This is a genomic window from Companilactobacillus nodensis DSM 19682 = JCM 14932 = NBRC 107160, assembly GCF_000615905.1.
Lineage (GTDB): Bacteria > Bacillota > Bacilli > Lactobacillales > Lactobacillaceae > Companilactobacillus > Companilactobacillus nodensis.
Map to the genome: position 1 here is coordinate 115,485 of NZ_BAMN01000007.1, position 21,744 is coordinate 137,228.

Annotated in this window: 24 protein-coding genes and 3 pseudogenes; 3 read left to right on the top strand and 24 right to left on the bottom strand. The window is 37.4% G+C overall.

The window, feature by feature from the left end:
• Positions 1 to 21: 21 nt before the first annotated feature.
• Positions 22 to 1,313: pseudogene (locus JCM14932_RS14835) on the top strand (replication-associated recombination protein A).
• A gap of 357 nt (positions 1,314 to 1,670) precedes the next feature.
• On the top strand, positions 1,671 to 2,171 hold the full coding sequence (locus tag JCM14932_RS06925) for a universal stress protein (protein WP_025024249.1): 501 nt from the start codon (positions 1,671 to 1,673) through the stop codon (positions 2,169 to 2,171).
• 57 nt (positions 2,172 to 2,228) lie between these two features.
• On the opposite strand, the gene JCM14932_RS06930 is transcribed toward JCM14932_RS06925, so the two are convergent.
• The 23 genes and pseudogenes from JCM14932_RS06930 to JCM14932_RS07035 form a co-directional block, all read right to left on the bottom strand.
• Positions 2,229 to 3,092 carry a helix-turn-helix domain-containing protein gene (locus JCM14932_RS06930; RefSeq protein ID WP_025024250.1) on the bottom strand — a complete coding sequence of 288 codons (864 nt, stop codon included), beginning with the start codon at positions 3,090 to 3,092 and terminating at the stop codon, positions 2,229 to 2,231.
• A gap of 101 nt (positions 3,093 to 3,193) precedes the next feature.
• A complete protein-coding gene (locus tag JCM14932_RS06935; RefSeq protein ID WP_025024251.1) occupies positions 3,194 to 3,487 on the bottom strand; it encodes a glycine cleavage system H family protein in 294 nt (97 codons plus the stop codon).
• Positions 3,488 to 3,496: 9 nt separating this feature from the next.
• On the bottom strand, positions 3,497 to 4,699 hold the full coding sequence (locus JCM14932_RS06940; RefSeq protein WP_034542780.1) for an FtsW/RodA/SpoVE family cell cycle protein: 1,203 nt from the start codon (positions 4,697 to 4,699) through the stop codon (positions 3,497 to 3,499).
• An 11-nt stretch (positions 4,700 to 4,710) separates the two neighbouring features.
• Positions 4,711 to 4,932: a DUF2969 family protein gene (locus JCM14932_RS06945; RefSeq protein ID WP_025024253.1), complete on the bottom strand. Its 222-nt coding sequence runs from the start codon at positions 4,930 to 4,932 to the stop codon at positions 4,711 to 4,713.
• Between the two features lie 9 nt (positions 4,933 to 4,941).
• Positions 4,942 to 5,235 (bottom strand): membrane protein insertion efficiency factor YidD, encoded by a 294-nt coding sequence (gene yidD, locus JCM14932_RS06950; RefSeq protein ID WP_420834773.1) that lies wholly within the window; start codon positions 5,233 to 5,235, stop codon positions 4,942 to 4,944.
• Between the two features lie 2 nt (positions 5,236 to 5,237).
• Complete coding sequence (locus JCM14932_RS17635; protein ID WP_025024255.1) at positions 5,238 to 5,420, bottom strand: DNA-directed RNA polymerase subunit beta; 183 nt, start codon at positions 5,418 to 5,420, stop codon at positions 5,238 to 5,240.
• A gap of 8 nt (positions 5,421 to 5,428) precedes the next feature.
• Positions 5,429 to 6,418: a rod shape-determining protein gene (locus tag JCM14932_RS06960; RefSeq protein WP_025024256.1), complete on the bottom strand. Its 990-nt coding sequence runs from the start codon at positions 6,416 to 6,418 to the stop codon at positions 5,429 to 5,431.
• Between the two features lie 106 nt (positions 6,419 to 6,524).
• Positions 6,525 to 7,847, bottom strand: a complete 1,323-nt coding sequence (gene murA / locus JCM14932_RS06965) for a UDP-N-acetylglucosamine 1-carboxyvinyltransferase (RefSeq protein ID WP_025024257.1) — start codon at positions 7,845 to 7,847, stop codon at positions 6,525 to 6,527.
• 29 nt (positions 7,848 to 7,876) lie between these two features.
• Positions 7,877 to 8,107, bottom strand: a complete 231-nt coding sequence (locus tag JCM14932_RS06970; RefSeq protein ID WP_025024258.1) for a DUF1146 family protein — start codon at positions 8,105 to 8,107, stop codon at positions 7,877 to 7,879.
• Between the two features lie 159 nt (positions 8,108 to 8,266).
• A complete protein-coding gene (locus JCM14932_RS17640) occupies positions 8,267 to 8,476 on the bottom strand; it encodes an ATP synthase delta/epsilon chain alpha-helix domain-containing protein (RefSeq protein ID WP_369342794.1) in 210 nt (69 codons plus the stop codon).
• Positions 8,477 to 8,482: 6 nt separating this feature from the next.
• A pseudogene (locus tag JCM14932_RS17645) lies at positions 8,483 to 8,697 on the bottom strand (F0F1 ATP synthase subunit epsilon); the annotation flags it as partial.
• Positions 8,698 to 8,712: 15 nt separating this feature from the next.
• Positions 8,713 to 10,167 carry a F0F1 ATP synthase subunit beta gene (atpD, locus tag JCM14932_RS06980; RefSeq protein ID WP_025024259.1) on the bottom strand — a complete coding sequence of 485 codons (1,455 nt, stop codon included), beginning with the start codon at positions 10,165 to 10,167 and terminating at the stop codon, positions 8,713 to 8,715.
• A 20-nt stretch (positions 10,168 to 10,187) separates the two neighbouring features.
• The gene (locus JCM14932_RS06985) at positions 10,188 to 11,105 is read right to left on the bottom strand and encodes a F0F1 ATP synthase subunit gamma (protein WP_025024260.1); all 918 of its coding nucleotides are present in this window, start codon (positions 11,103 to 11,105) and stop codon (positions 10,188 to 10,190) included.
• A 17-nt stretch (positions 11,106 to 11,122) separates the two neighbouring features.
• Complete coding sequence (gene atpA, locus JCM14932_RS06990) at positions 11,123 to 12,649, bottom strand: F0F1 ATP synthase subunit alpha (protein WP_025024261.1); 1,527 nt, start codon at positions 12,647 to 12,649, stop codon at positions 11,123 to 11,125.
• A 15-nt stretch (positions 12,650 to 12,664) separates the two neighbouring features.
• Positions 12,665 to 13,213, bottom strand: a complete 549-nt coding sequence (atpH, locus tag JCM14932_RS06995) for an ATP synthase F1 subunit delta (RefSeq protein WP_025024262.1) — start codon at positions 13,211 to 13,213, stop codon at positions 12,665 to 12,667.
• On the bottom strand, positions 13,200 to 13,673 hold the full coding sequence (gene atpF / locus JCM14932_RS07000; protein WP_169790263.1) for a F0F1 ATP synthase subunit B: 474 nt from the start codon (positions 13,671 to 13,673) through the stop codon (positions 13,200 to 13,202). The genes atpH and atpF overlap by 14 nt, the downstream gene beginning before the upstream one ends.
• A 124-nt stretch (positions 13,674 to 13,797) precedes the next feature.
• Positions 13,798 to 14,010, bottom strand: coding sequence for a F0F1 ATP synthase subunit C (atpE, locus tag JCM14932_RS07005; RefSeq protein WP_025024264.1), 213 nt, complete (start codon positions 14,008 to 14,010; stop codon positions 13,798 to 13,800).
• Positions 14,011 to 14,034: 24 nt separating this feature from the next.
• Positions 14,035 to 14,744: pseudogene (gene atpB, locus JCM14932_RS14845) on the bottom strand (F0F1 ATP synthase subunit A).
• Positions 14,745 to 14,833: 89 nt separating this feature from the next.
• The gene (gene upp / locus JCM14932_RS07015) at positions 14,834 to 15,463 is read right to left on the bottom strand and encodes a uracil phosphoribosyltransferase (RefSeq protein WP_025024265.1); all 630 of its coding nucleotides are present in this window, start codon (positions 15,461 to 15,463) and stop codon (positions 14,834 to 14,836) included.
• A 46-nt stretch (positions 15,464 to 15,509) separates the two neighbouring features.
• Positions 15,510 to 16,520, bottom strand: a complete 1,011-nt coding sequence (locus JCM14932_RS16505; RefSeq protein ID WP_025024266.1) for an L-threonylcarbamoyladenylate synthase — start codon at positions 16,518 to 16,520, stop codon at positions 15,510 to 15,512.
• Between the two features lie 3 nt (positions 16,521 to 16,523).
• Positions 16,524 to 17,408, bottom strand: a complete 885-nt coding sequence (gene prmC / locus JCM14932_RS16510; RefSeq protein ID WP_082786042.1) for a peptide chain release factor N(5)-glutamine methyltransferase — start codon at positions 17,406 to 17,408, stop codon at positions 16,524 to 16,526.
• Positions 17,353 to 18,450: a peptide chain release factor 1 gene (gene prfA / locus JCM14932_RS07030; protein ID WP_025024268.1), complete on the bottom strand. Its 1,098-nt coding sequence runs from the start codon at positions 18,448 to 18,450 to the stop codon at positions 17,353 to 17,355. Before prfA ends, prmC begins: the two co-directional genes overlap by 56 nt.
• An 18-nt stretch (positions 18,451 to 18,468) precedes the next feature.
• Positions 18,469 to 19,050 (bottom strand): thymidine kinase, encoded by a 582-nt coding sequence (locus JCM14932_RS07035; RefSeq protein WP_025024269.1) that lies wholly within the window; start codon positions 19,048 to 19,050, stop codon positions 18,469 to 18,471.
• Between the two features lie 151 nt (positions 19,051 to 19,201).
• Here JCM14932_RS07035 and JCM14932_RS07040 point away from each other — a divergent pair, with 151 nt between their 5' ends.
• Positions 19,202 to 20,545, top strand: coding sequence for a Mur ligase family protein (locus JCM14932_RS07040; protein WP_025024270.1), 1,344 nt, complete (start codon positions 19,202 to 19,204; stop codon positions 20,543 to 20,545).
• 49 nt (positions 20,546 to 20,594) lie between these two features.
• Here the strand turns inward: JCM14932_RS07040 and JCM14932_RS07045 are convergent, their stop codons facing one another.
• Positions 20,595 to 21,578 carry a serine hydrolase domain-containing protein gene (locus tag JCM14932_RS07045; protein ID WP_025024271.1) on the bottom strand — a complete coding sequence of 328 codons (984 nt, stop codon included), beginning with the start codon at positions 21,576 to 21,578 and terminating at the stop codon, positions 20,595 to 20,597.
• Positions 21,579 to 21,744: the final 166 nt, after the last annotated feature.

Below are 21,744 nucleotides of genomic sequence, written 5' to 3' on the forward strand. Positions count from 1 at the left end.
GTACTTTATATAGGAGGATTTATGCAAAAACCATTAGCATATCGTATGCGACCGACTAACATTGACGAAGTTGTCGGCCAACAACACTTGGTTGGTCCGAATAAGATCATTCGTAGAATGGTTAACGTCAAGATGCTATCATCGATGATTCTTTACGGACCACCTGGTATTGGTAAAACTAGTATCGCCAGTGCCATTGCCGGTAGCACTAAATATGCTTTTCGCATGTTGAATGCTGCTACTGATAGTAAAAAAGATCTGCAAATTGTCGCTGAGGAAGCTAAAATGAGCGGCACAGTTGTATTAATGCTCGATGAAATACACCGACTAGACAAAACCAAACAAGATTTCTTATTGCCATTGTTAGAACGAGGTCCATTATTTTGATCGGTGCTACGACCGAGAATCCATATATCAATATCAGCCCTGCAATTCGTTCAAGAGTACAAATATTTGAATTGAAACCACTAGAAACTGATGATCTCAAAAAGGCCGTTAAACGTGCGCTGAATGATGAAACCAATGGACTGGGTAAATATAATGTTGATCTGGACGACAACGCTTTGGAATTACTGGTCAGTTCAACCAATGGTGATCTCAGAAGTATCCTCAATGGACTTGAGTTATCAGTTCTATCTACCAAAGAAAACGATGATGGTGCCATTCACATCGACTTAAAGTCGATCGAAGAATCCGTTCAGAAAAAAGCTATCTCTGCTGACAAGGATGGCGACAGTCATTATGATGTTATTTCAGCATTTCAAAAATCTATTCGCGGTAGTGATCCCGATGCCGCCCTATTGTATCTAGCCAGATTACTCGAAGCTGGAGAACTGACTACAGCTATCAGAAGACTGCTGGTGTGTGCATATGAGGACGTAGGTCTAGCTAACCCTCAAGCATGTCAACGTGCTGTACAGGCTGCACAAGTGGCTCAAATGGTAGGTCTACCAGAGGCACGTATTCCGTTGGCTAACGCTGTGATCGACTTGTGCTTATGTCCCAAATCAAATTCAGGAATGCAAGCTATTGATGCCGCATTAGAAGATGTAAGAAATGGCAAAGCTTCGTCGATACCTGATGATCTCAAAGATGCTCATTATAGTGGTGCGAAGAAACTTGGTCACGGTGTTGGATATAAATACCCACACGACTACCCTAATGCTTGGGTCGACCAACAATATTTACCAGATAATTTAGTTAACGAAACTTTTTATAAACCAAATACAACTGGCAAATATGAACAGGCATTAAAAATGCGTCTCGAACAATTAAATAATTTAAAAAATAAACCCAAACGGAGTGGTCATTAATAATGGTAATTAAGATTTTAATGCTAATATTTATTATTTTTCTACTAGCACTAGCATATAACTTATGGAGTCACCGTAACCGGAAATTCCTAATATATTCACCAAATGAAAACTTAAATTTGAAAAGCATCATGATAATTACAGCTGTATTATTATTATTAATTTCAATTACAGGAATAATTATTATGATAGTTGGTAGTAAAGAATCCAACATCATAACACTTATTTTAGGAAGTGTCGTCGCAGCTGGATTTTCAATTTATTTGGCAAATATTCGCAGATGACTGTATTTATCAGGCTCAATCAACTAAAATGAAGATGTAAGCAAGATATATAATTAATCAATGGGGTGATAACATGTTACAACAATATAAAAACATTCTCGTACCAATTGATGGTTCATTTGAAGCTGAATTAGCTTTCAAAAAGGCTGTGGAAGTTGCTAAAAGAAATGACGCAGCTGTACATCTAGTACATGTAATTGACACACGTGCATTCCAAAACGTTTCAAGTTTTGATTCAACAATGGTTGAACAAATTACTGAAAAAGCAAAGGAAACAGTTAAGAGCTATGTTCAAACTGCTAAAGATGCTGGATTAACAGACATTGACTACAGTATTGAGTACGGTGCCCCTAAGGCAATCATCGCTACTGACTTCCCTAAGAAGTTAGGCGTAGACCTTATCATGATCGGTGCTACTGGTCTTAACGCTATGGAAAGATTGCTTATTGGTTCAGTTACTGAATATGTAACAAGAACTGCTGCTTGCGATGTTCTTGTAGTAAGAACTGATTTGGATAACAAATCAATCCAGAAACCACAGCAAAAAAATAAAAAAATTATTAAAAAAAAGTGAGTTGATTTTAATTAATCAACCCACTTTTTTTATTTGAAATTAATAATTTTTAAATTGTTATTTATTAAAAATATTTAGATTCATCTCATCAATTTTTGATTTTAATTTATCAAAAATATTCTTGTTATCATTAATACTTGAGATCACATATGCTTTGATATAATCCTCGTCGGATTTTTGACCTTCACGTGTTCCTGCTTCGGCCATTGAACAATACATTGTATCAAGTTTGAACAAAGATTGCTCCTTCTTTGCTATATGGATACCTTCGTTAGCGAAGTCAACAGCACTTTGATTGTCATCTAGATCCAAGGATAACTGAGCCATGTTAGAGTAAATCAAAATACTATCATGATAATTATCTTCGTTGATCTTTTCAGCACTAGATTGAATCAATTCTTTGGCTTGCCCATAATAGACCTTAGCTTCGTCTGAAGACTTCTTGTTGACATAAGCCTTAGCAGTATAAACATCGATTAAAATGTCATACATGTCAATATTAGCTATGTTAACGTTCATTGCGCGGTTGAAATCAAAAATCGCCTTGTCGTAGTTCTCGTTAATTTCATATTCGACTAACCCATTGAAGAAATGAATTAACTTGATCTCCTGTTTGTTATTGACGTTAATATCATTCAATTTATCCAACTTATCACTGATACCCTGATAATCATCTTTATAAAATGAATCTTTAATATCAGAAATAATAGAATAAATTTGACTATCGTCATTAACGATCACGAGGTTCATTGTGATACCCAGTCTTTCACAAATGCGAACCAAGATCTCCATACTAGGAATCTTATCTTTTTTCTCGATAAGACTTACAGTAGCCTGAGTACAAATACCATCGGCAAGCTCAGATTGAGAGAGACCTCTGAGCTTTCTGTAGTGGCGAATTTTTTCACCTAAAATTTTCATTTGAATTATCCCCATTCATTTATTAATTTCAGGATAATTTAAACAGTTCTTAAAAAAACATGCAAGAAATAAGCAACAATAAAACTATAAGTTTTAAATATTTAATTATTTACTTCAAAAAGCCAAGCATCTTTCTCAGAACCATTTAATAATTCCGGATTATCAGTTAATTTATCATTAACCTTTACTATTGTACCCGAAACTGGTGATTCAAACTCGATTACAGCCTTTTGTGCTTCGACTTCACCTGTAGAATCTCCCACTTTTATCTCACGTCCAACGACTGGAAGATCAATAAACTTAACTTTTCCAAGGGCTTCTTGACCTGCTGCAGTGAGACCTATACGTGTTGTATCGTCACCTTTTTCAACCCATAAATATTTATCAATTGCCATAAAAAAAACCTACCTTTGCTTAAAAGTACCATTTTCAAACATATAACTTTTATGATGATATCTCATCGACATGATCAATCCGATACCAATCATATTACCTAATAACGCTGAACCACCTTGAGAAATAAATGGCAATGGAATACCAGTTAATGGCAGCAATCCAACACTCATACCGATGTTTTCAAAGACGTGGAACAAGATCATCATGATAACACCAGTTGAGACGTATGCATAAAATTCATTTTTTGTGTCAAAAGTAACTTGAATCATTTGATAGATTAATAGGAAATATAGCAATATCAAAATACAAGATCCTACAAATCCAAAGTTCTCACCCACAACAGAAAAGATCATATCTGATTCACGAACTGGAACATAAACGTTTGAGACGTTAAATCCCTTACCAAATAATTGACCAGAACCGATGGCCTTCATATTCTGCCAGATTTGATAACCATTCTCAGAGGTATCCTGAGAAGGATTTAGCCAACTATCGATACGTGCAAATTGATAACTTCTGAATCCTGCGTGAGTTAAAATTGAACGTCCCCAATCAGTGGTAGCAAACATCAGTGCTGCACCACCAATTACAGCGACAATCAAAAAGGCCGTCAAAATTATTCGCCAATCAATTCCTGATACCAAAACCATTCCACCAAGAATAGCGACGAAAACCAACAAAGTACCCAAGTCATTTTGTAACTTCAATAGAACAATTACTGGAGCTGTCCACAAGAGCATTTTACCCAACAACAAAAAGTCAGTCTTCAATGTGTGAACTTGATACTCACTATTGTGATTCGTTATGACTTTACCCATCATCAATATAAACGCGGGTTTCATAACTTCAGATGGCTGAAACGTAAATGACCCTACAGCGAACCAACTTTTAGCACCAGTCGTCGCTGCATAAGTTCTACTATAAAATATGAGGACTAAAATCAGTAACGCTATTCCTCCATAGTAAACGTAGTTAGCCACTTGCCACAATTGCTCCGCATCAAACTGCATTATAACTGCTATGATGATTGCTCCTATCGTGTACCAAGCAACCTGTGTCACAACATTCTTCATCGGATTCTGCGAATCCTGAATAGTCGCAACGTAAATAGACATTAAGCCTATTAAAGCCAACATCATTACGGAAAATATTATTCCGTAATCGATTCTTGAATCAGAATCATTTTCTCTCTTACTATTTCTAATTTGCATTTTTACACCTATTAATGATTATGTAGATTATACTGCATTAACAATTCATTTATAGCATCATCTAACTTAACTGATTTGAAAGGAGTGTCAGTGCTTTCAACAAATGATAGATAACGTTCTCCTTCTTTAGTAATGGTACCGATATACTTCTTACCGTTCCAAAGTTCATATTTCTCTGGATCATCACTAATATCTTTCAAGTTGATTTCAATTGCTTTATTTGATTTTGACATTAAATCTTCCTATTCTTTATTATGAAATTTCTGAGCAATAATTTCATCCTCGTAATCTTCAGGATGAGGATTTCGAAAGATGGTGAAATTATCCGGAACAGGATCAACACCACCACGAACAAATGGGTTGCAACGTAAAATACGTGCAAGACCCATAATTGAACCCAAAATTGCACCATGTTTTTTTACTGCATCAATAAAGTATGTCGAACAAGTTGGATAATACCTACAGCTTGGCGGCAATACTGGTGATATAAACTTTTGATAGATATGGACTAAGCCAATTATTAGTTTTTTTATCATTATTATTTCAAGAAATCAAACATGTGCATCCAAGTTCCAGGCCACAGAACTGCCAACGGATTAGATCCGCCCAATGCAGAACCTATCAGCATGCCTAAAACGAGAAAAATAAGCATCAGTAATAAAACCCAACCGATTTTTTTGAATACACTACGTCGATACTCTTTACCAAAGTCTCGTTTCATTTTTCACCTTAATATTTCTTATGTTTTTCGATATTGTCTAACAAAATACCAGTTCCCAATGCAACGGAATCCAATGGACTTTCAGTCATCAAAACAGGAACTTGTAATTGCTCAGCTAAAAGTTTGTCAAGATTCTTGAGTAATGCACCACCACCAGTCAACATAATACCACGATCAATGATATCAGCTGATAATTCTGGAGGAGTTTGTTCAAGTACACCTTTGGCAGCTTCGATAATTTGTGAAACACCATCACTAAGTGCCTTCTCAACTTCCTTTTCATTGATAGTGATTTCCTTAGGTAATCCACTAACAATATCAATACCACTAGCTGAGAATGTAACACTTTCGTCAGCATCCATTGCACAACCGATTTCGATCTTGATTTGTTCTGAAGTTCTCTCACCAATGATCAAACCGTGATTTTGCTTAACGAAGGCTTGAATAGCACTAGTCATCTTATCACCAGCAAATCTCAATGAACGACTTGTAACGACGTCTCCCATCGATAGAACGGCAATATCACTAGTACCACCACCAATATCAATAACCATATTACCTTGTGGTTTAAAGATATCGAGTCCAGCACCAACAGCTGCAACCTTTGGTTCAAGTTGTAAATAAATCTTACCGCCACCAGCTTGTTCAGCTGCTTCGATAATGGCCTTTTGTTCAACTGGAGTAACGTTTGTAGGAGCACAGATCATAATTGTTGGCTTCGAAAAACGTCCTCCAACATTCAATTTATCAATAAAATACTGAAGCATTTTTTCTGTTATATTGAAGTCAGCAATAACACCATCTTTTAGTGGACGGACAGCTTTGATGTTAGCTGGTGTTCTACCAACCATCATATAGGCGTCTTTACCCACAGCCACGACATCGTCATTCTTAGTATTTATTGCGACTACAGAAGGTTCGTTCAAAACGATACCTTCTCCTTTTACATCTATAAGTACATTTGCTGTACCCAAATCAATTCCTAGATATTTTGCCATGCTATATCCTCCAAAATCTAAACACAAAAAGTATATCATAAACCAACGTATCATATTAATTTATCAATAAAAAAAGAAAGTGGAGAGCCACTTTCTTAAGATATTTTTAAGCTAACTTAGTAACACTAGATACTGTATTCAATACTAGACTTTCACGACCACTTTCGTCAATCGATACACGTCTAACATTAGCACCTAATTCTCTTAATTTTTCAGTGAAACGGTAATATCCACGATCCAAATATTGAAGATTAGAAACTCTAGTTTCACCTTCAGCAACCAAACCAGCCAAAACTAAGGCAGCGGCGGCACGTAAATCTGTTGCAGCCACATTGGCACCAGACAATTGTGCAGGTCCAAACATAATCACAGAGTTACCTTCTATCTTATAATCAGCCTTCATCTTACCAAATTCTGGGAAGTGCATGAAGCGATTTTCAAAGACGGTCTCCGTCATAACGGTAGTTCCGACACTTAACAACTGTGCAAGCGTCATTTGAGCCTGCATATCAGTTGGAAAACCAGGATGTGGCATTGTCTTAACATCGACCGGCTTCAATTGATTAGTTCCAATTACTCTAATTCCTTCGTCTGACTCTTCGATCGTAACGCCCATTTCTTCTAACTTAGAAAGCAATGGTTTGTTGTGAATAGCAACGGCATCTTTAATCATAATATCACCGTTCGTAACGGCAGCAGCGACCATAAATGTGCCGGCTTCAATACGATCTTGCATGATCATATGCTCGCAACCATGCATAGATTCAACACCAGTAATACGGATAGTATTAGTACCAGCACCACTGATCTCAGCACCCATCTTGTTCAAAACATTAGCTAAGTCAACGATTTCTGGTTCACGTGCAACGTTATCAATAACTGTAACACCGTCAGCCAAAGAAGCTGCCATCATGATATTTTGCGTAGCACCAACACTTGGTAAGTCCAAGTATATATTAGCACCGTGCAATCCATCAGTTTTGGCATCGATATAGCCACCGTTTTGGCTAAACTCTGCACCCATAGCTTCAAGTCCCTTGATATGCAAATCAATGGGTCTAGAACCAATTGCACAGCCACCGGGCATTGCTACATGTGCTTCTTTACTACGAGCTAAGAGAGGTCCTAAAACGACGATAGAGGCACGCATTTTGTCAACTAGTTCCTCTGGAGCTGTTGTAGAAATCCCATTAGATGTATCAACAGTTAAAACTTCATTATTTTCATCAAAAGTAACGTCAGCATTCAAAGCTCTTAGAACTTTTGCCATCGTTGTAACGTCTGAAAGTGGAGGAATATTAGATAAAGAAGTCTTCCCTTCAGAAGCCAACAATGTTGATGCTAAAATTGGTAACGCGGCATTTTTGGCACCTTCAATTCTTACTGATCCTTTTAATTGACTAGGTCCATTTACGATTATTTGTTGCACTATATTCTCCTCCAAAACGTTGGAATCATTTAAAAAAGTAAGGTTAGGTTTTGTGAAACGCTGATAATATTCAAAAAGAATGAACTAACAGTGTACCCTAGAGCGATTGAAACAAACGCTACAAGTAATTGTAACATTCTAGGATTGGATTTGTTATAAATTTTTCGCCAGTCTACAACTTGTAAAGCGTTGAAACTGATCCAGATAAATACCACATGGCTAACCAGCGTAATTATCGCATGTATTCCTAAACTTGTCATTTTATAAACCTCACTTTTTTAAATCTTAACACTTGTAATATGACTTTTAGTAAACTTTAAAGATTCTTTTAAAATTATAGCAAATTATTTGACAATAAAAAAAGGACTAACACTTCTTCAATATGAAGACAGTATCAGTCCTTTTTATAAAAAACATAATTATTTGTGCGAACTTACGTTAATTCTATTCATAGCTTTGCGCAAAGAAACTTGAGCACGTGCTAAATCGTCAACATTATGTTTCTCTTCGGCTGTTTTAATTGTCTCTTCAGCCTTTTGTTTTTGATATTGGGCACGTCTTAAATCAATATCTCTAGCTCTTTCAGCACTATTAGCTACGATAGAAACTAGATCATTGCTGAACTCCAAGAATCCGCCGTTAACAGCGATGGCATCTTCATGATGCGGATCATCGGTACGTTTAACACGAACCTCCGAAATTTTAATAGGTGCAATAATTGGTTCATGCTAGCCATGATACCAATATCCCCATCAATCGCATTCACAATAACTAGATTGCCATGATGGTCATATACAACACCATCAGGAGTAACAATATTGACCGTCACAATATGATTTGGATCAGCCATATTATCTCCTCCTTATTAGTTAGCGACTGCCTCAGCAGCGTTATCATCATTTTGTTCATCAGCAGGTGTCCAGCCCATGTCCTTAGCCTTGTCAAGAACATCTTGGATTCCACCAACACCATTAAAGGCATCTTCTGGGACATCATCATATTTACCATGAAGAATATCCTTGAAATCTTTAACTGTTTCTTCAACAGGAACATAAGAACCTGGTCTACCTGTAAATTGTTCCGCAACACTGAAGTTTTGTGACAAGAAGAATTGGATACGTCTTGCACGTGCAACAACAGTCTTTTCTTCGTCAGATAATTCATCCATACCAAGAATTGAGATAATATCTTGCAATTCACGATATCTTTGAAGAACTTGTTGAACACTTGTAGCTACTTCATAATGTTCTTCCCCAACAACTGATGGGTCAAGAGCAGATGAAGATGAAGCTAGTGGATCAACAGCTGGATAAATACCTTGTTCAGTTAACTTACGTTCCAAGTTGGTTGTAGCATCCAAATGGGCGAAAGTTGTAGCTGGAGCAGGGTCAGTATAATCATCGGCAGGAACATAAACGGCTTGAATTGAAGTGATTGAACCCTTCTTAGTAGAAGTGATTCTTTCTTGCAATTGACCCATTTCTGTAGCCAATGTTGGTTGATAACCAACGGCTGAAGGCATACGACCTAGCAAGGCTGAAACTTCAGAACCAGCCTGTGTAAATCTAAAGATGTTATCGATAAACAATAGAACATCTTGTCCTTCAACATCACGGAAGTACTCAGCAATTGTCAAACCTGTTAGGGCAACACGCATACGAGCACCAGGTGATTCGTTCATTTGGCCATAAACCATGGCTGTCTTTTCAAGAACACCGGATTCCTTCATTTCGTAATAAAGGTCATTACCTTCACGTGTTCTTTCACCAACACCAGTAAATACTGAGATACCACCATGCTCTTCAGCAATATTGTGGATCAACTCTTGGATAAGAACGGTCTTACCAACACCGGCACCACCGAACAATCCAACTTTACCACCACGAACGTATGGTTCAAGAAGATCGATAACTTTGATACCTGTTTCAAGAATTTCTGTTGATGTATTTAATTCATCATATGCAGGAGCTGAACGGTGAATACTGTCTCTTCTGAAATCGGCAGGGAATTCCTTACCTCCATCAATTGTTTCACCTAAAACGTTGAACACACGACCTAATGTTTCTTTTCCGACAGGAACAGAAATAGATGCGCCTGTATTAACAACTTCAGCACCTCTTTGAAGTCCATCAGTAGAACTCATGGAAATAGCACGTAAGGCGCCATCACCTAGTTCTAGAGCAACTTCTAGGGTAATATTTGATCCGTCACTTTTCTTAATAACTAAAGCGTCATTAAGTTCGGGAAGATTTCCGTCTAAAGGAAATTCAACGTCAACAACTGGACCAATTACCTGAATAACTTTACCTTTGCTACTCATTTATTTGGCTCCTTTCTAAACTATTCTAGTGCAGCAGCACCGCCGACAATTTCAGTGATCTCTGTAGTAATTTGAGCTTGACGAGCACGGTTGTAATGTAATGAAAGATCAGAGATCAAATCATCAGCATTATCAGTAGCACTCTTCATGGCTGTTACAGAAGCAGCATGTTCTGCTGTCTTTGCATCCATCATTGCTCCGAAAATTAAAGATTCAATATATTGAGGTACGATTGCAGACAAGACCGCTTCAGGACTTGGATCTGTAATATACTCACTAGCGATATGCTCTTCTTCATGTGTTGAGTCTTTAGCTTCTTCAAGTGGTAATAATTTATCAAGAGTAAACTTAGAAACTAAAGAGTTAACGTGGTGGTTATGACAAATATAAATTTCGTCAAAAGTACCTGCTTGGTATAACTGCAAGATTGTTTTCACAATTGGAGTTACATCCTTAACTGTAGGAATATCAGGCAAACCACGATATTCATAAGAAATATCGATTCCACGTGCCTTAAAGAATTCTGTACCAGTATTACCTAGTGAAATAACAGTAAACTTACTCTTGTCGCCATTATGTTTTGTACGGAAAATATCCATCATGGCCTTCAAAATATTACTGTTATATCCACCAACTAAACCACGATCACTGGTCAAAACAACATACGCAGTCTTTTTTACCTCACGCACTTTAAGAAGATTGTTCAAGCTCCATGGATCAGAAGAGTTCTCTGTCACAGGAATATCCTTGAATAAGTTACCCATCGTTAAATGACGAATAATATCCTCAACTTTTTTTGCGTACAATTGATAAGCAATAGATTTCTTTTCAATACGAGAGAGTTTAGCACCAGAAACCATTTGCATGGCTCTTGTTATTTGACCGGTTTTCTTAGTAGAAGAAATTCTTCTTTTTATATCCATAAGTGACTCAGCCATAATTTAAACCTCCTGTATTATTTATCTTGCTTTTCAGATTTTGAAGCTAAGAAGTTTTCAGTGAATTCTTTTACACCGGCATTCATCTTATCTTCGTCAGGTAATGTACCTTTTTCTTTGATTTCTGTTAAGAGATCAGCATGATTTGCGTCGAAAAATTCAGAAAGTGAAGTTTCGTACTCTTTGATATCATCAACTGCAACTTTATCAAGGAAGCCTCTTGTCAAAGCAAACAAGATCAAGACTTGTTTTTCAACAGCCATAGGAGCATGTACAGGTTGTTTTAGAACTTCAACTGTACGGCTACCACGATCTAGCTTAGCCTTTGTAGCTTCATCAAGGTCAGAACCAAACTGAGCAAATGATTCTAGCTCACGGTATGATGAAAGGTCTAGACGTAATGTACCAGCAACTTTCTTCATGGCCTTGATCTGTGCGTCACCACCAACACGAGAAACAGAAGCACCAGCATCGATAGCTGGACGTGTACCTGAATAGAATAAGTCACTACCCAAGAAAATCTGTCCATCAGTGATGGAAATAACGTTTGTTGGAATATATGCGGAGATATCACCGGCTTGTGTTTCGACGATTGGTAAGGCAGTCATTGAACCACCTCCAAGATCATCACTCAACTTAGCAGCACGTTCTAGTAAACGTGAGTGCAAGTAGAAAACATCACCAGGATATGCTTCACGCCCAGGTGGTCTACGAAGCAATAGTGACACTTCACGATAGGCATTAGCTTGCTTGCTTAAGTCATCGTATACGATAAGAACGTGCTTACCATTGTACATGAAGTATTCACCCATAGCTGCTCCAGCATATGGTGCGAAATACAACATAGGAGCGGGTTGACTAGGACCAGCTTCAACAACGATAGTGTAATCCATTGCGCCGTTCTTTCTTAAAGTTTCAACTTGACTTCTAATTGTTGATTCCTTTTGACCAATTGCGACATAAACACAAATCATATCTTGGTCTTTTTGATTGATAATTGTATCAATAGCGATTGAAGTTTTACCAGTCTTACGGTCACCGATAATCAATTCACGTTGACCACGACCGATAGGTACAAGTGCATCGACAGCCTTCAAACCTGTTTGTAATGGTTCAAAAACTGACTTACGTTGCATAACACCTGGTGCAGGAGATTCAATAGGTCTTGTCTTATCTGTCTTAATATCGCCTAAACCGTCAACAGGTTGACCCAAAGAATTAACGACACGTCCAATAAGTGAGTCACCTACTGGAACTTCCATGATACGACCAGTTCTTTTAACTGTATCGCCTTCACGAATTTGATCGTAATTTCCCAAAATGATAATACCAACATCATCACTTTCAAGGTTTTGAGCCACACCATATGTACCGTCTTGGAATTCAAGTAACTCAGATGCCATAGCATTTTCAAGGCCATTAGCACGAGCGATACCATCACCGACGTATGTAACTGTACCTACTTCATCAACTGAGAGTTCATTTTTATAGTTCTTCAACTGTTCTTTGATCAGTGAACTAATCTCTTCAGTTTTGATGCTCATTCTTTTCACCTCGACTTATTTGTTAACCAATAGCATATGTTTAATCTCGTTAAATCTCTTAACGACACTTCCATCAATAACTTGATCACCAACACGGATAATAATCCCACCGATGATGGATGGATCTACTATTTTCGTTAAATTTACTTGATTTACTGAAAAACGACTTTGAACAACAGACTTCAGTTTATCTTCTTGATCTGAGTCCAGCTCAACTACGGACTTAACAGTGACTTCTACAATACCATTATCGGCGTCGTATCTTTTAATAAAAGCGTCAGCAATCTCATCCACGCAGTTCAATCTGTCTCTTTCAAAAAGTATACTGATGAAGTCTTGAACCAATTCACTGTGTTCAGACTTCAATGTGTCTACGATCTTAGCCTTTTCAGTGCGAGAAATTGAACGTCCTGAAAAAGCAATATTTAAACCAGGATTTTCTGAAAATACTGTTGCTAGAGACTTGATCTCTTCCAAAGTATTATCGATTGAATCTTGTTCTTGTGCTACTTCATAAAGCGCTCTACTGTAACGTTTTCCCACTTGGAATTTACTTAGTTTCATTGTTTAAAGTCAACTCCTTAATATAAGAGTCGATCAGTGACTTTTGGTCATTTGCATTAAGCTCTTTGGAAATAACTCTAGAGGCTACTTCCAAGGACAAGCTAGCGATGTCATTTTGTGCATCATTCATAGCTTCTTGCTTAGCTCGTTCAGCATCTGACTTAGCCTTTTGTCTTACCGATTCAGCTTCACTATGAGCATCAGCCATGATGGTTTTCTTTTGATCTTCACCATTTTCTTTGGCCTTATTAACGATGTCAATAGCTTCAGCACGTGAATTTTTAAGTGCATCTTCACGTTCCTTCGCAAGCTTGTCAGCACGTGCACGTTCCTGATCAGCGTAATCCAGATCACCGGATATCTTTTCTGATCTAGCGTCCATCATTTTTGTGACGGGACCCCATGCAAATTTCTTAACAAGTGCAGTGAGAAGGACGAATGAGATAAGAATAAAAAGCATGTCACCTAAAGCCAATTTACCTGCTCCAAGCACTAATAAACTTGCCAATATTCTCCACTCCTTCCTTTCCTACAAAACATAAAAAGGCGATTCAATTTATTATCGCCGGATTAATCTGTATGAATTATACGAAAAGAATAACGAATGCAATAGCAATGGCGATGATAGGAACAGCTTCAATCAAACCAACACCAATGAACATTGTAGCTCTTAAGTCACCAGAGATTTCTGGTTGACGAGCCATACTTTCCATTGTCTTTGAAATAACAAGTCCGTTACCGATAGATGCTCCAAGAGCTGCAAAACTAGCTGCAATAGCTGCCGCGATTTCTTTCATGATGTAAAATTCCTCCAATAAAAATTATTCTTTTTCCAGTTTACGTGAAATATAAACCATTGATAATGTGGTAAATACATACGCTTGGATGGCTCCAATAAAGACTGAAAAGCCTTGCCAAATCATTTCCAGTGGTAAAGCGATCACTAGCGAAACAACTCCAAAACTCTTAGCAACAGTTCCAATAAGTGCAAGAAGTACTTCACCGGCAAATATATTACCGTAAAGACGTAGTGATAACGTCAAGAAGTTGGTGAACTCTTCCAAAATATTTATTGGTAACAAGAAGCCTACGGGTTTTACATAGTTACTTACATAACCGCCAAATCCAAACTTCTTCACTGAATAATAATGTGAAATCAGCAACGATATCAAGCAAGTGCCATGGTTACCATTGGATTTGTTGTAGGAGATTTAATATAAGAATAACCGCCTACCTTAACTTGGAATATTAATCCCAGTTGGTTTGCAAAAAATACGAATGTAAACAACGTAAATGCATACAATCCGAATTGCTTTACCGCTGCGTCAGGCATTAATGATTTTATAATATTATTTGTAAAATCAATAATCCATTCTAACACATTTTGAGCCTTACCAGGCCTCATCGTAACCTTACGAGATAACGAGAAGACAAAGATAAATACTAGTATTGCGGCTACCAACGCTGACAAGTCATTAGCAACGTTGAATCTCAAACCAAGGAAATCAATAAACTTATATTTATCATCCAATAATACCCCCCTTTCTTCGCTTATTGAAAACAATTGATACCACAAAATAATAACACTTCTAAAAAGATATTCCAAACAGTGATTTTATTTTATTTAGTTCCAAATAGTCTATCACCAGCATCACCCAAACCTGGGAAGATATATCCGCTATCAGTGATTCTTTCATCAAGTGAAGCGGCATAAATATCAACATCAGGATGTGCATCTTGAACGGCTTTAACACCTTCTGGAGCTGCTACTAAGACAACAAGACGCATGTGCTTGGCACCACGTTTCTTCAATGCTTCAATAGCCATATTTGCTGAACCACCAGTAGCAAGCATTGGATCAACGATGAATAATTCACGTTCGTCGATATCACTTGGTAGTTTTACAAAATATTCGTGTGGTTGTAGTGTCTTTTCGTCACGATACATACCGATGTGACCTACTTTGGCTGCAGGGATCAACTCTAGAACACCGTCAACCATGCCTAAACCGGCACGAAGGATAGGAATAACAGCTAGCTTCTTACCAGCAAGTACCTTTTGTGTTGACTTACCCATTGGAGTTTCAATTTCGATATCCTTCAAAGGTAGATCTCTTGTAATTTCATAAACCATCAATTCACCAATTTCATTGGCAACTTCACGGAATACCTTAGTACCAGTGTGTTTGTTTCTGATAATTGTTAATTTGTGTTGAATCAATGGGTGATTTAGTACTTGAAATTTAGACATTTTGTAACTCTCCTTTTTTAATTGGCTTTTTATAATAGCCGTTTCATTACTTAGCGAAATGTTTTTGACCAGCAGATTTGTTCAAACGGTTTCTATATGCTTCGCCATGATCAACATCTGGGAAGCCTTGGGCAAGGATGTACTCAACACCTTGACCGTCTAATCCGCGCAAACCTGCAAATAATTCTTGTGATGCACTGTAAATATCTTTGCCCAAAGAAAACTTGATAAAGTTATCTTCATCAGTAATCGTAGACAAAATGTCATCTGTTGCCATTATTCCCAGCTTAGTATTCTTGTATTGAGAAATTGCGGCTGGAAAATCGTCGGTATTATCAACTATGACTACTTGTGCACTTGGTGCATAATGCTTGTACTTCATACCTGGAGCCTTAGGAGTCTCTCCCGCTGCAACCTTGTGATGGTCACTATTAACATTATCAAGGACTTGTAACAAATCCTCAACTGTGATCATCCCTGGACGCAAGACAGCTGGTATATCAGTTGAAAGATCGATAACTGTGGACTCAACACCTAACTTAGTAGGTCCATCGTCCAAAATAGCCGATATCTTACCATTTAAATCATGATAAACATGTTTTGCCAAAGTTGGACTTGGCTTACCACTAGTATTAGCTGATGGTCCAACGATAGGTTTACCAAATGTCTTAATCAGGTTGAGTGTCGTTTCATTCTTAGGCATCCTAAAAGCAGCTGTAGTCAAACCACCTGTTACTGCTTTTGACAAACTACCTTCTTGAATCGGCATGATAATCGTCAGTGGACCTGGCCAAAACTTGTTCATTAGCTTCTCAGCCATTGGCTTATAACTATTATCAGCATATTCCCAAACCATCTCTGGACTTGAAACATGAACGATAAGTGGATTATCACTAGGACGACCCTTAGCTGCATATACATCTTTGACAACATCAGGACGCGTGGCATCAGCGCCTAATCCGTAAACCGTCTCCGTTGGGAATGCGACAAGTTTACCATCAGCGAGAAACTTTACGGCTTCCGCTATTTGCGTATTTTTTAATATCTCTGTCTCCAAAATCTATACCCTCTCCTTTTCAGCTTTAAGAAATCGATAATTGCCACTCATATCCTTATGAAATTCTACAGTATACTCTGGCATATTCTTAGCAAAAATTTCTTCCAAAGCAGATTTTTGATGATAACCAAACTCCATATATAAAATGCCGTCATCAGTTAGATACTTATCAGCATTCTGTGATATGTCTTGATAAAATTCTAATCCATTTTCCTCCCCATATAAAGCTAAATCAGGTTCATATTTAATAACACTCTGATCCATGACTGGCTTTTCTTCCTGAGAAATATACGGTGGATTAGAAACAATAATATCGAACGGCTCTGGTTCAACATTCTGAAACAGATCACTCTGCTTTAAGAAGACATTATTAGCTTGATAGTTATCAGCATTAAGCTGAGCAACTTTGAGTGCTCCCTCTGAAATATCAGTTGCCAATATGTCATCTTCTGGGAATGACAATGCCAAGCTAATTGCAATTACACCTGAACCCGTTCCAATGTCCCAGACATTTTTGACTCTGTCACCATGATCATCAATGATCTTCTGAACCATCTCTTCGGTTTCTTGACGAGGTATCAGTGTGTCAGGACTGACAGTAAAACTCTTATTCATAAAATAACCATAGCCAAGAATGTATTGGACCGGTTCGTCCATTCCTAATCTGACCACTCCATCTCTGAATTGACGCATTGTTTTACCTGGTACAGGTTCATTTCTGTGCAATTGTAACTGTGTGTAATTGAAGCCAGTCAATTCTTCCATCAGATATTCAGCATCTTCTGGATATTTGTTTTGCTGTTTCAGCATTAAAAAAGCCCTTTTCAGGGCACTAGAATAGCTTAGTCTCTCCACTTTGAATTTGCTCCAATTTCTGAGTTTGATCATTAACAATCAAGGCATCGATGATTTCGTCAAGTTCTCCATTCATAATGCGATCTAGTTTGTTTAATGATAATCCAATACGGTGATCTGTCACACGGTTTTGTGGATAATTGTAAGTTCTAATTCGTTCGGAACGATCTCCGGTACCAACAGCTGATTTACGTTTTTCATCATATTCACTTTGGTTTTCTGATTCATAATAATCATAAACACGTGATTTTAGAATTTGCATAGCTTTTTCACGGTTTTGTTGTTGTGAACGTTGATCTTGCATGGCAACAACAATACCAGTTGGTATATGGGTCATACGAACAGCTGATGAAGTTTTATTGATATGTTGACCACCAGCACCAGATGAACGATAAACATCTGTACGGATGTCCTTTGGATCAAGGTCGATATCAACTTCATCGTATTCAGGCATAACTGCAACAGTTGCCGTAGAAGTATGTACACGTCCGGCTGATTCTGTAGATGGAATACGTTGAACACGGTGTGCTCCATTCTCATACTTCAACTTAGAATAGACACGTTTACCCGTGATCATAACAGCAACGTCTTTGTAGCCACCGACTTCAGTAGAGTTCTCATCAATAATATCGAAAGTCCAACCTTGCTTCTCAGCGTATTTACTGTACATACTCAATAAATCAGCTGCGAATAGACTGGCTTCATCACCACCGGCAGCTCCACGGATTTCCATGATAATATTCTTATCATCATTAGGGTCCTTAGGAAGCATCAATAGTGTGATCTCGTGCTCAAGTTTTTCAGCCTCTTCTTTAGATGAATTCATTTCATCCTTAGCCATAGCTTGCATCTCTGCGTCATCAGTTTCACGCATGATTTCATCACTATCTTTGATGCTTTGTTGTAATTCTTTGTAATGATTGAAGGCATTAACGATATCACGCATATCAGCTTCTTCTTTGGAATAGGCCATATAACGCTTGGTGTCATTAATAACTTCCGGGTCACTCATTAATTCTTGCAACTCGGCATATCTTTCAACTAGTGTTTCAAGTTGTTCTAGTATTTTGTCCAATTAAATTATTTTCCTTTCTTAATCGTTATTTATCACTGGAGGATGATTGTAATGACGACGACATACTGAATAATATGCTTCATTGCCGCCGATTGACACTTGTTCCCCTTCATATACTGGTTTACCATCAGACACACGCATATTCATTGTTGCTTTCTTCGTACAGAACCAACAGATAGTCTTCATCTCTTCCAACTTGTCAGCGTACAATAACAAATACTTAGTTCCTTCAAATAATTCATTCTTAAAATCATTCTTCAGGCCAAATGCCATAACCGGTATTCCAAGATCATCTACAACTTGAGTTGCTTCAAGAACTTGATTCTTGTTCATAAATTGACATTCATCGATCAACACACAAGCTGCATCAGGATTCTCACTCTTAACAATATCATAAATATTCGAGTCTTTCTTCAATGCGATAGCTTCTCTGTTTAAACCCATTCGACTTTTTATCTTACCAGTTCCTGATCGAGTGTCCAAAATACTCGTCATCAGAATAACTGACTTACCTTGTTCTTCATAGTTATGCGCTACTTTCAAAATCTCAATTGATTTTCCACTATTCATAGCACCATACTTAAAAAATAATTGCGCCAATACTCTGCCTCCAAATTTACGTCCTTGAAGATTATAACTAAAAAAATGGCGCTTGAACATATTAAACATTGACTAAATTGAATCAAAATCCGATAAAATGTAATTTAGTTGTGATAATATATTTTTAATATAAACTAATTGGGGTTTTAAAATGACATTTAAATCAAGCATTGCAACACTTACTGGTAAAACATCTTATTTTATTTTAAGTAAGTTCTTTAATGGTGGATCTTCATATCCAGGAAAAATTGCTTATAAGATCGATCCAGATATTCTACAAAGTATCGGCAAAAATTATGACTTAGTAATCGTAACTGGTACCAATGGTAAAACTTTGACAACTTCATTGATCAATAAAATGGTCACACAAAAATATGACGATGTCTTAACTAATCCCACTGGATCGAACATGATCCAAGGAATCGTTACTAGTTTCGTTACTCATCACAAGAAAAGCAAGCGTCCTTTAGCAATTCTTGAAGTCGACGAAGCCAATGTTGAGATCATCTGTAAGTACATCAAGCCTAAGTATTTTGTCCTAACAAATATTTTCCGTGATCAGATGGATCGCTACGGTGAGATTTACACAACTTACCAAAAGATTCTTGATGGTATTAAATTAGCTCCCGATGCAACCATCATTGCTAACGGTGACGCCGCAATTTTCTCATCTAAGGAATTGCCCAACAAAGTTGTCTATTATGGTTTCTCAAGTAAAGGCCACGAAAATGACGACATAAAAGCACCAACTAACACGGATGGCGTCTTGTGTCCTAAGTGTAATCATATCTTGCATTACCACTCAATTTCATATGCCAATCTCGGCAGTTACTTCTGCCCTAATTGTGGCTTCAAGCAAAATGAATTGAAATATCAAGTGACTGATATTAAGACGCTATTACCTAATAAGACAGAGTTTGAAATCGATGGTCATCCCTTCACAATGAACATTGGTGGAAAATATAACGTCTATAATGCATTAGCAGCTTATGCCATTGCATCAGAAATGGGTATCAGCATTGATCAGATGGAAAAGGCCTTCTCATACGACGAAAAAGTCTTCGGACGTCAAGAAACTATCAAGGTCGATGATAAGGACGTCAATATCATCTTGGTCAAGAATCCGGTTGGTTTGAATCAAGTTATCGAAACAATTCTCAGTGATACCTCAGATTATTCATTAGCATTCTTACTCAACGCTAACTACGCTGACGGTATTGACACAAGTTGGATCTGGGACGCAAATTTTGAAGACTTCGACTACGACAAACTTCCATTGGTAATCACTGGTGGCAAACGTGTTAAAGATGTTACCTACCGCTTCAAGATTGCCGGATTAAATATGGACAAAAATATCGAAACAGTTGAAATCGAAGATTTCGTCAAACAAATTCCAAAGGTACCAACTAAAAAAATCTATGTGCTCGCTACCTACACTGCAATGTTAGGATTGCGCAAAACATTAATGGATAATGGTTATATCAAACAAAAATAATACAAACAAATAGCCCTCTGACTTGGATAATCCCAATCAGAGGACTTTTTTATTTGCTCTCATTTAAAAACGAATTCAAAATAGTTTCTCTTCGCTCTAAGAAAATTTGGTTATGTTCAACCGGATGCACACGATTCGTTAATACGACCATTGCATTCTGGTGAATATAATCTAGTGCTATGAAGTGACCTGTGTAACCAGTATGAAACAGAACATTACCCGGTTTAATATCCCATCCCAGTGAACGTCCTGGATTCAAATCAGTAAAGTTCTTATAAAGGAATTTATAATTCTTCTGCAACATCGCCTTAGAAAATTGCATAACATCGATCAAGCTCGAAAACATACCGGCTGATCCACAATGTTTGCCCAGCTGACGAGCTTTCGGATCATTTGGTATTCCTACAAGCATCTTGTTATTAACTTCATATGTGGGCGTACAACGGCTAATTTCAGGGTCAAATGTCGTATCTGTCAAATTCCAAGCTGATTGAACAAATTTCATAATAACTTCCTGAACAGGTTCGTTATATATCTTTTCAATAATCAAACCCAAGAAAATCATTCCTGTATCAGTATAAACGACCTTCTTACCAAAATTATCAGTCACTGGCAATGTAAAAAGTGCATCTATCAACTGCTGGTCATTCAAACTATCACGATCAGGAATATATCCTGCAATACCAGATGTATGTGTCAACAAGTGAAATACTTCGACACGGTCATCTTTGAACTGTGGTAAATACTTATTGATTGGATCATGCAAATCGATTTTTTTCTCATCAATTAATTTAAGAATTAATGGAACTGTTCCCATAATTTTTGTTAAGGAAGCCAAATCATACAATTCATTACCCTGTAGAGGCGTGATTGTTGGAACCCATGACTTGTCACCAGCATAATTGGATTCATCATAACTTGTTTGCATATCGCCATTCCCATGGTTACTAATGAATCCATAACTAACTCCTGGAACGACTTGTTGATTAACTAGGTCCAGAATCTGTGCTTCTGTTTGTTGAAATTTTTTCATACTGTTATCTCCACGATTGTTGATGTCCTAATTGTATCGTAAAAAAAGAGCTTCTACACTTTTCTTAATTGAAAGATGTAGAAGCTCTATTGTTTTATTTGTTTTGAAACTTGCTGTGATGCTATATCCGAAACGCGTTTACAAAAGACAACAACCTCCGCTTACT

Coding starts and splice junctions, on each gene's coding strand:
- JCM14932_RS06925 (WP_025024249.1), top strand. CDS start 1,671: ATGTTACAACAATATAAAAACATTCTCGTACCAATTGATGGTTCATTT.
- JCM14932_RS06930 (WP_025024250.1), bottom strand. CDS start 3,092: ATGAAAATTTTAGGTGAAAAAATTCGCCACTACAGAAAGCTCAGAGGT.
- JCM14932_RS06935 (WP_025024251.1), bottom strand. CDS start 3,487: ATGGCAATTGATAAATATTTATGGGTTGAAAAAGGTGACGATACAACA.
- JCM14932_RS06940 (WP_034542780.1), bottom strand. CDS start 4,699: ATGCAAATTAGAAATAGTAAGAGAGAAAATGATTCTGATTCAAGAATC.
- JCM14932_RS06945 (WP_025024253.1), bottom strand. CDS start 4,932: ATGTCAAAATCAAATAAAGCAATTGAAATCAACTTGAAAGATATTAGT.
- yidD (WP_420834773.1), bottom strand. CDS start 5,235: ATGATAAAAAAACTAATAATTGGCTTAGTCCATATCTATCAAAAGTTT.
- JCM14932_RS17635 (WP_025024255.1), bottom strand. CDS start 5,420: ATGAAACGAGACTTTGGTAAAGAGTATCGACGTAGTGTATTCAAAAAA.
- JCM14932_RS06960 (WP_025024256.1), bottom strand. CDS start 6,418: ATGGCAAAATATCTAGGAATTGATTTGGGTACAGCAAATGTACTTATA.
- JCM14932_RS06970 (WP_025024258.1), bottom strand. CDS start 8,107: ATGACAAGTTTAGGAATACATGCGATAATTACGCTGGTTAGCCATGTG.
- atpD (WP_025024259.1), bottom strand. CDS start 10,167: ATGAGTAGCAAAGGTAAAGTTATTCAGGTAATTGGTCCAGTTGTTGAC.
- JCM14932_RS06985 (WP_025024260.1), bottom strand. CDS start 11,105: ATGGCTGAGTCACTTATGGATATAAAAAGAAGAATTTCTTCTACTAAG.
- atpA (WP_025024261.1), bottom strand. CDS start 12,649: ATGAGCATCAAAACTGAAGAGATTAGTTCACTGATCAAAGAACAGTTG.
- atpH (WP_025024262.1), bottom strand. CDS start 13,213: ATGAAACTAAGTAAATTCCAAGTGGGAAAACGTTACAGTAGAGCGCTT.
- atpF (WP_169790263.1), bottom strand. CDS start 13,673: ATGCTTTTTATTCTTATCTCATTCGTCCTTCTCACTGCACTTGTTAAG.
- atpE (WP_025024264.1), bottom strand. CDS start 14,010: ATGAAAGAAATCGCGGCAGCTATTGCAGCTAGTTTTGCAGCTCTTGGA.
- upp (WP_025024265.1), bottom strand. CDS start 15,463: ATGTCTAAATTTCAAGTACTAAATCACCCATTGATTCAACACAAATTA.
- prmC (WP_082786042.1), bottom strand. CDS start 17,408: ATGATCAAACTCAGAAATTGGAGCAAATTCAAAGTGGAGAGACTAAGC.
- JCM14932_RS07040 (WP_025024270.1), top strand. CDS start 19,202: ATGACATTTAAATCAAGCATTGCAACACTTACTGGTAAAACATCTTAT.
- JCM14932_RS07045 (WP_025024271.1), bottom strand. CDS start 21,578: ATGAAAAAATTTCAACAAACAGAAGCACAGATTCTGGACCTAGTTAAT.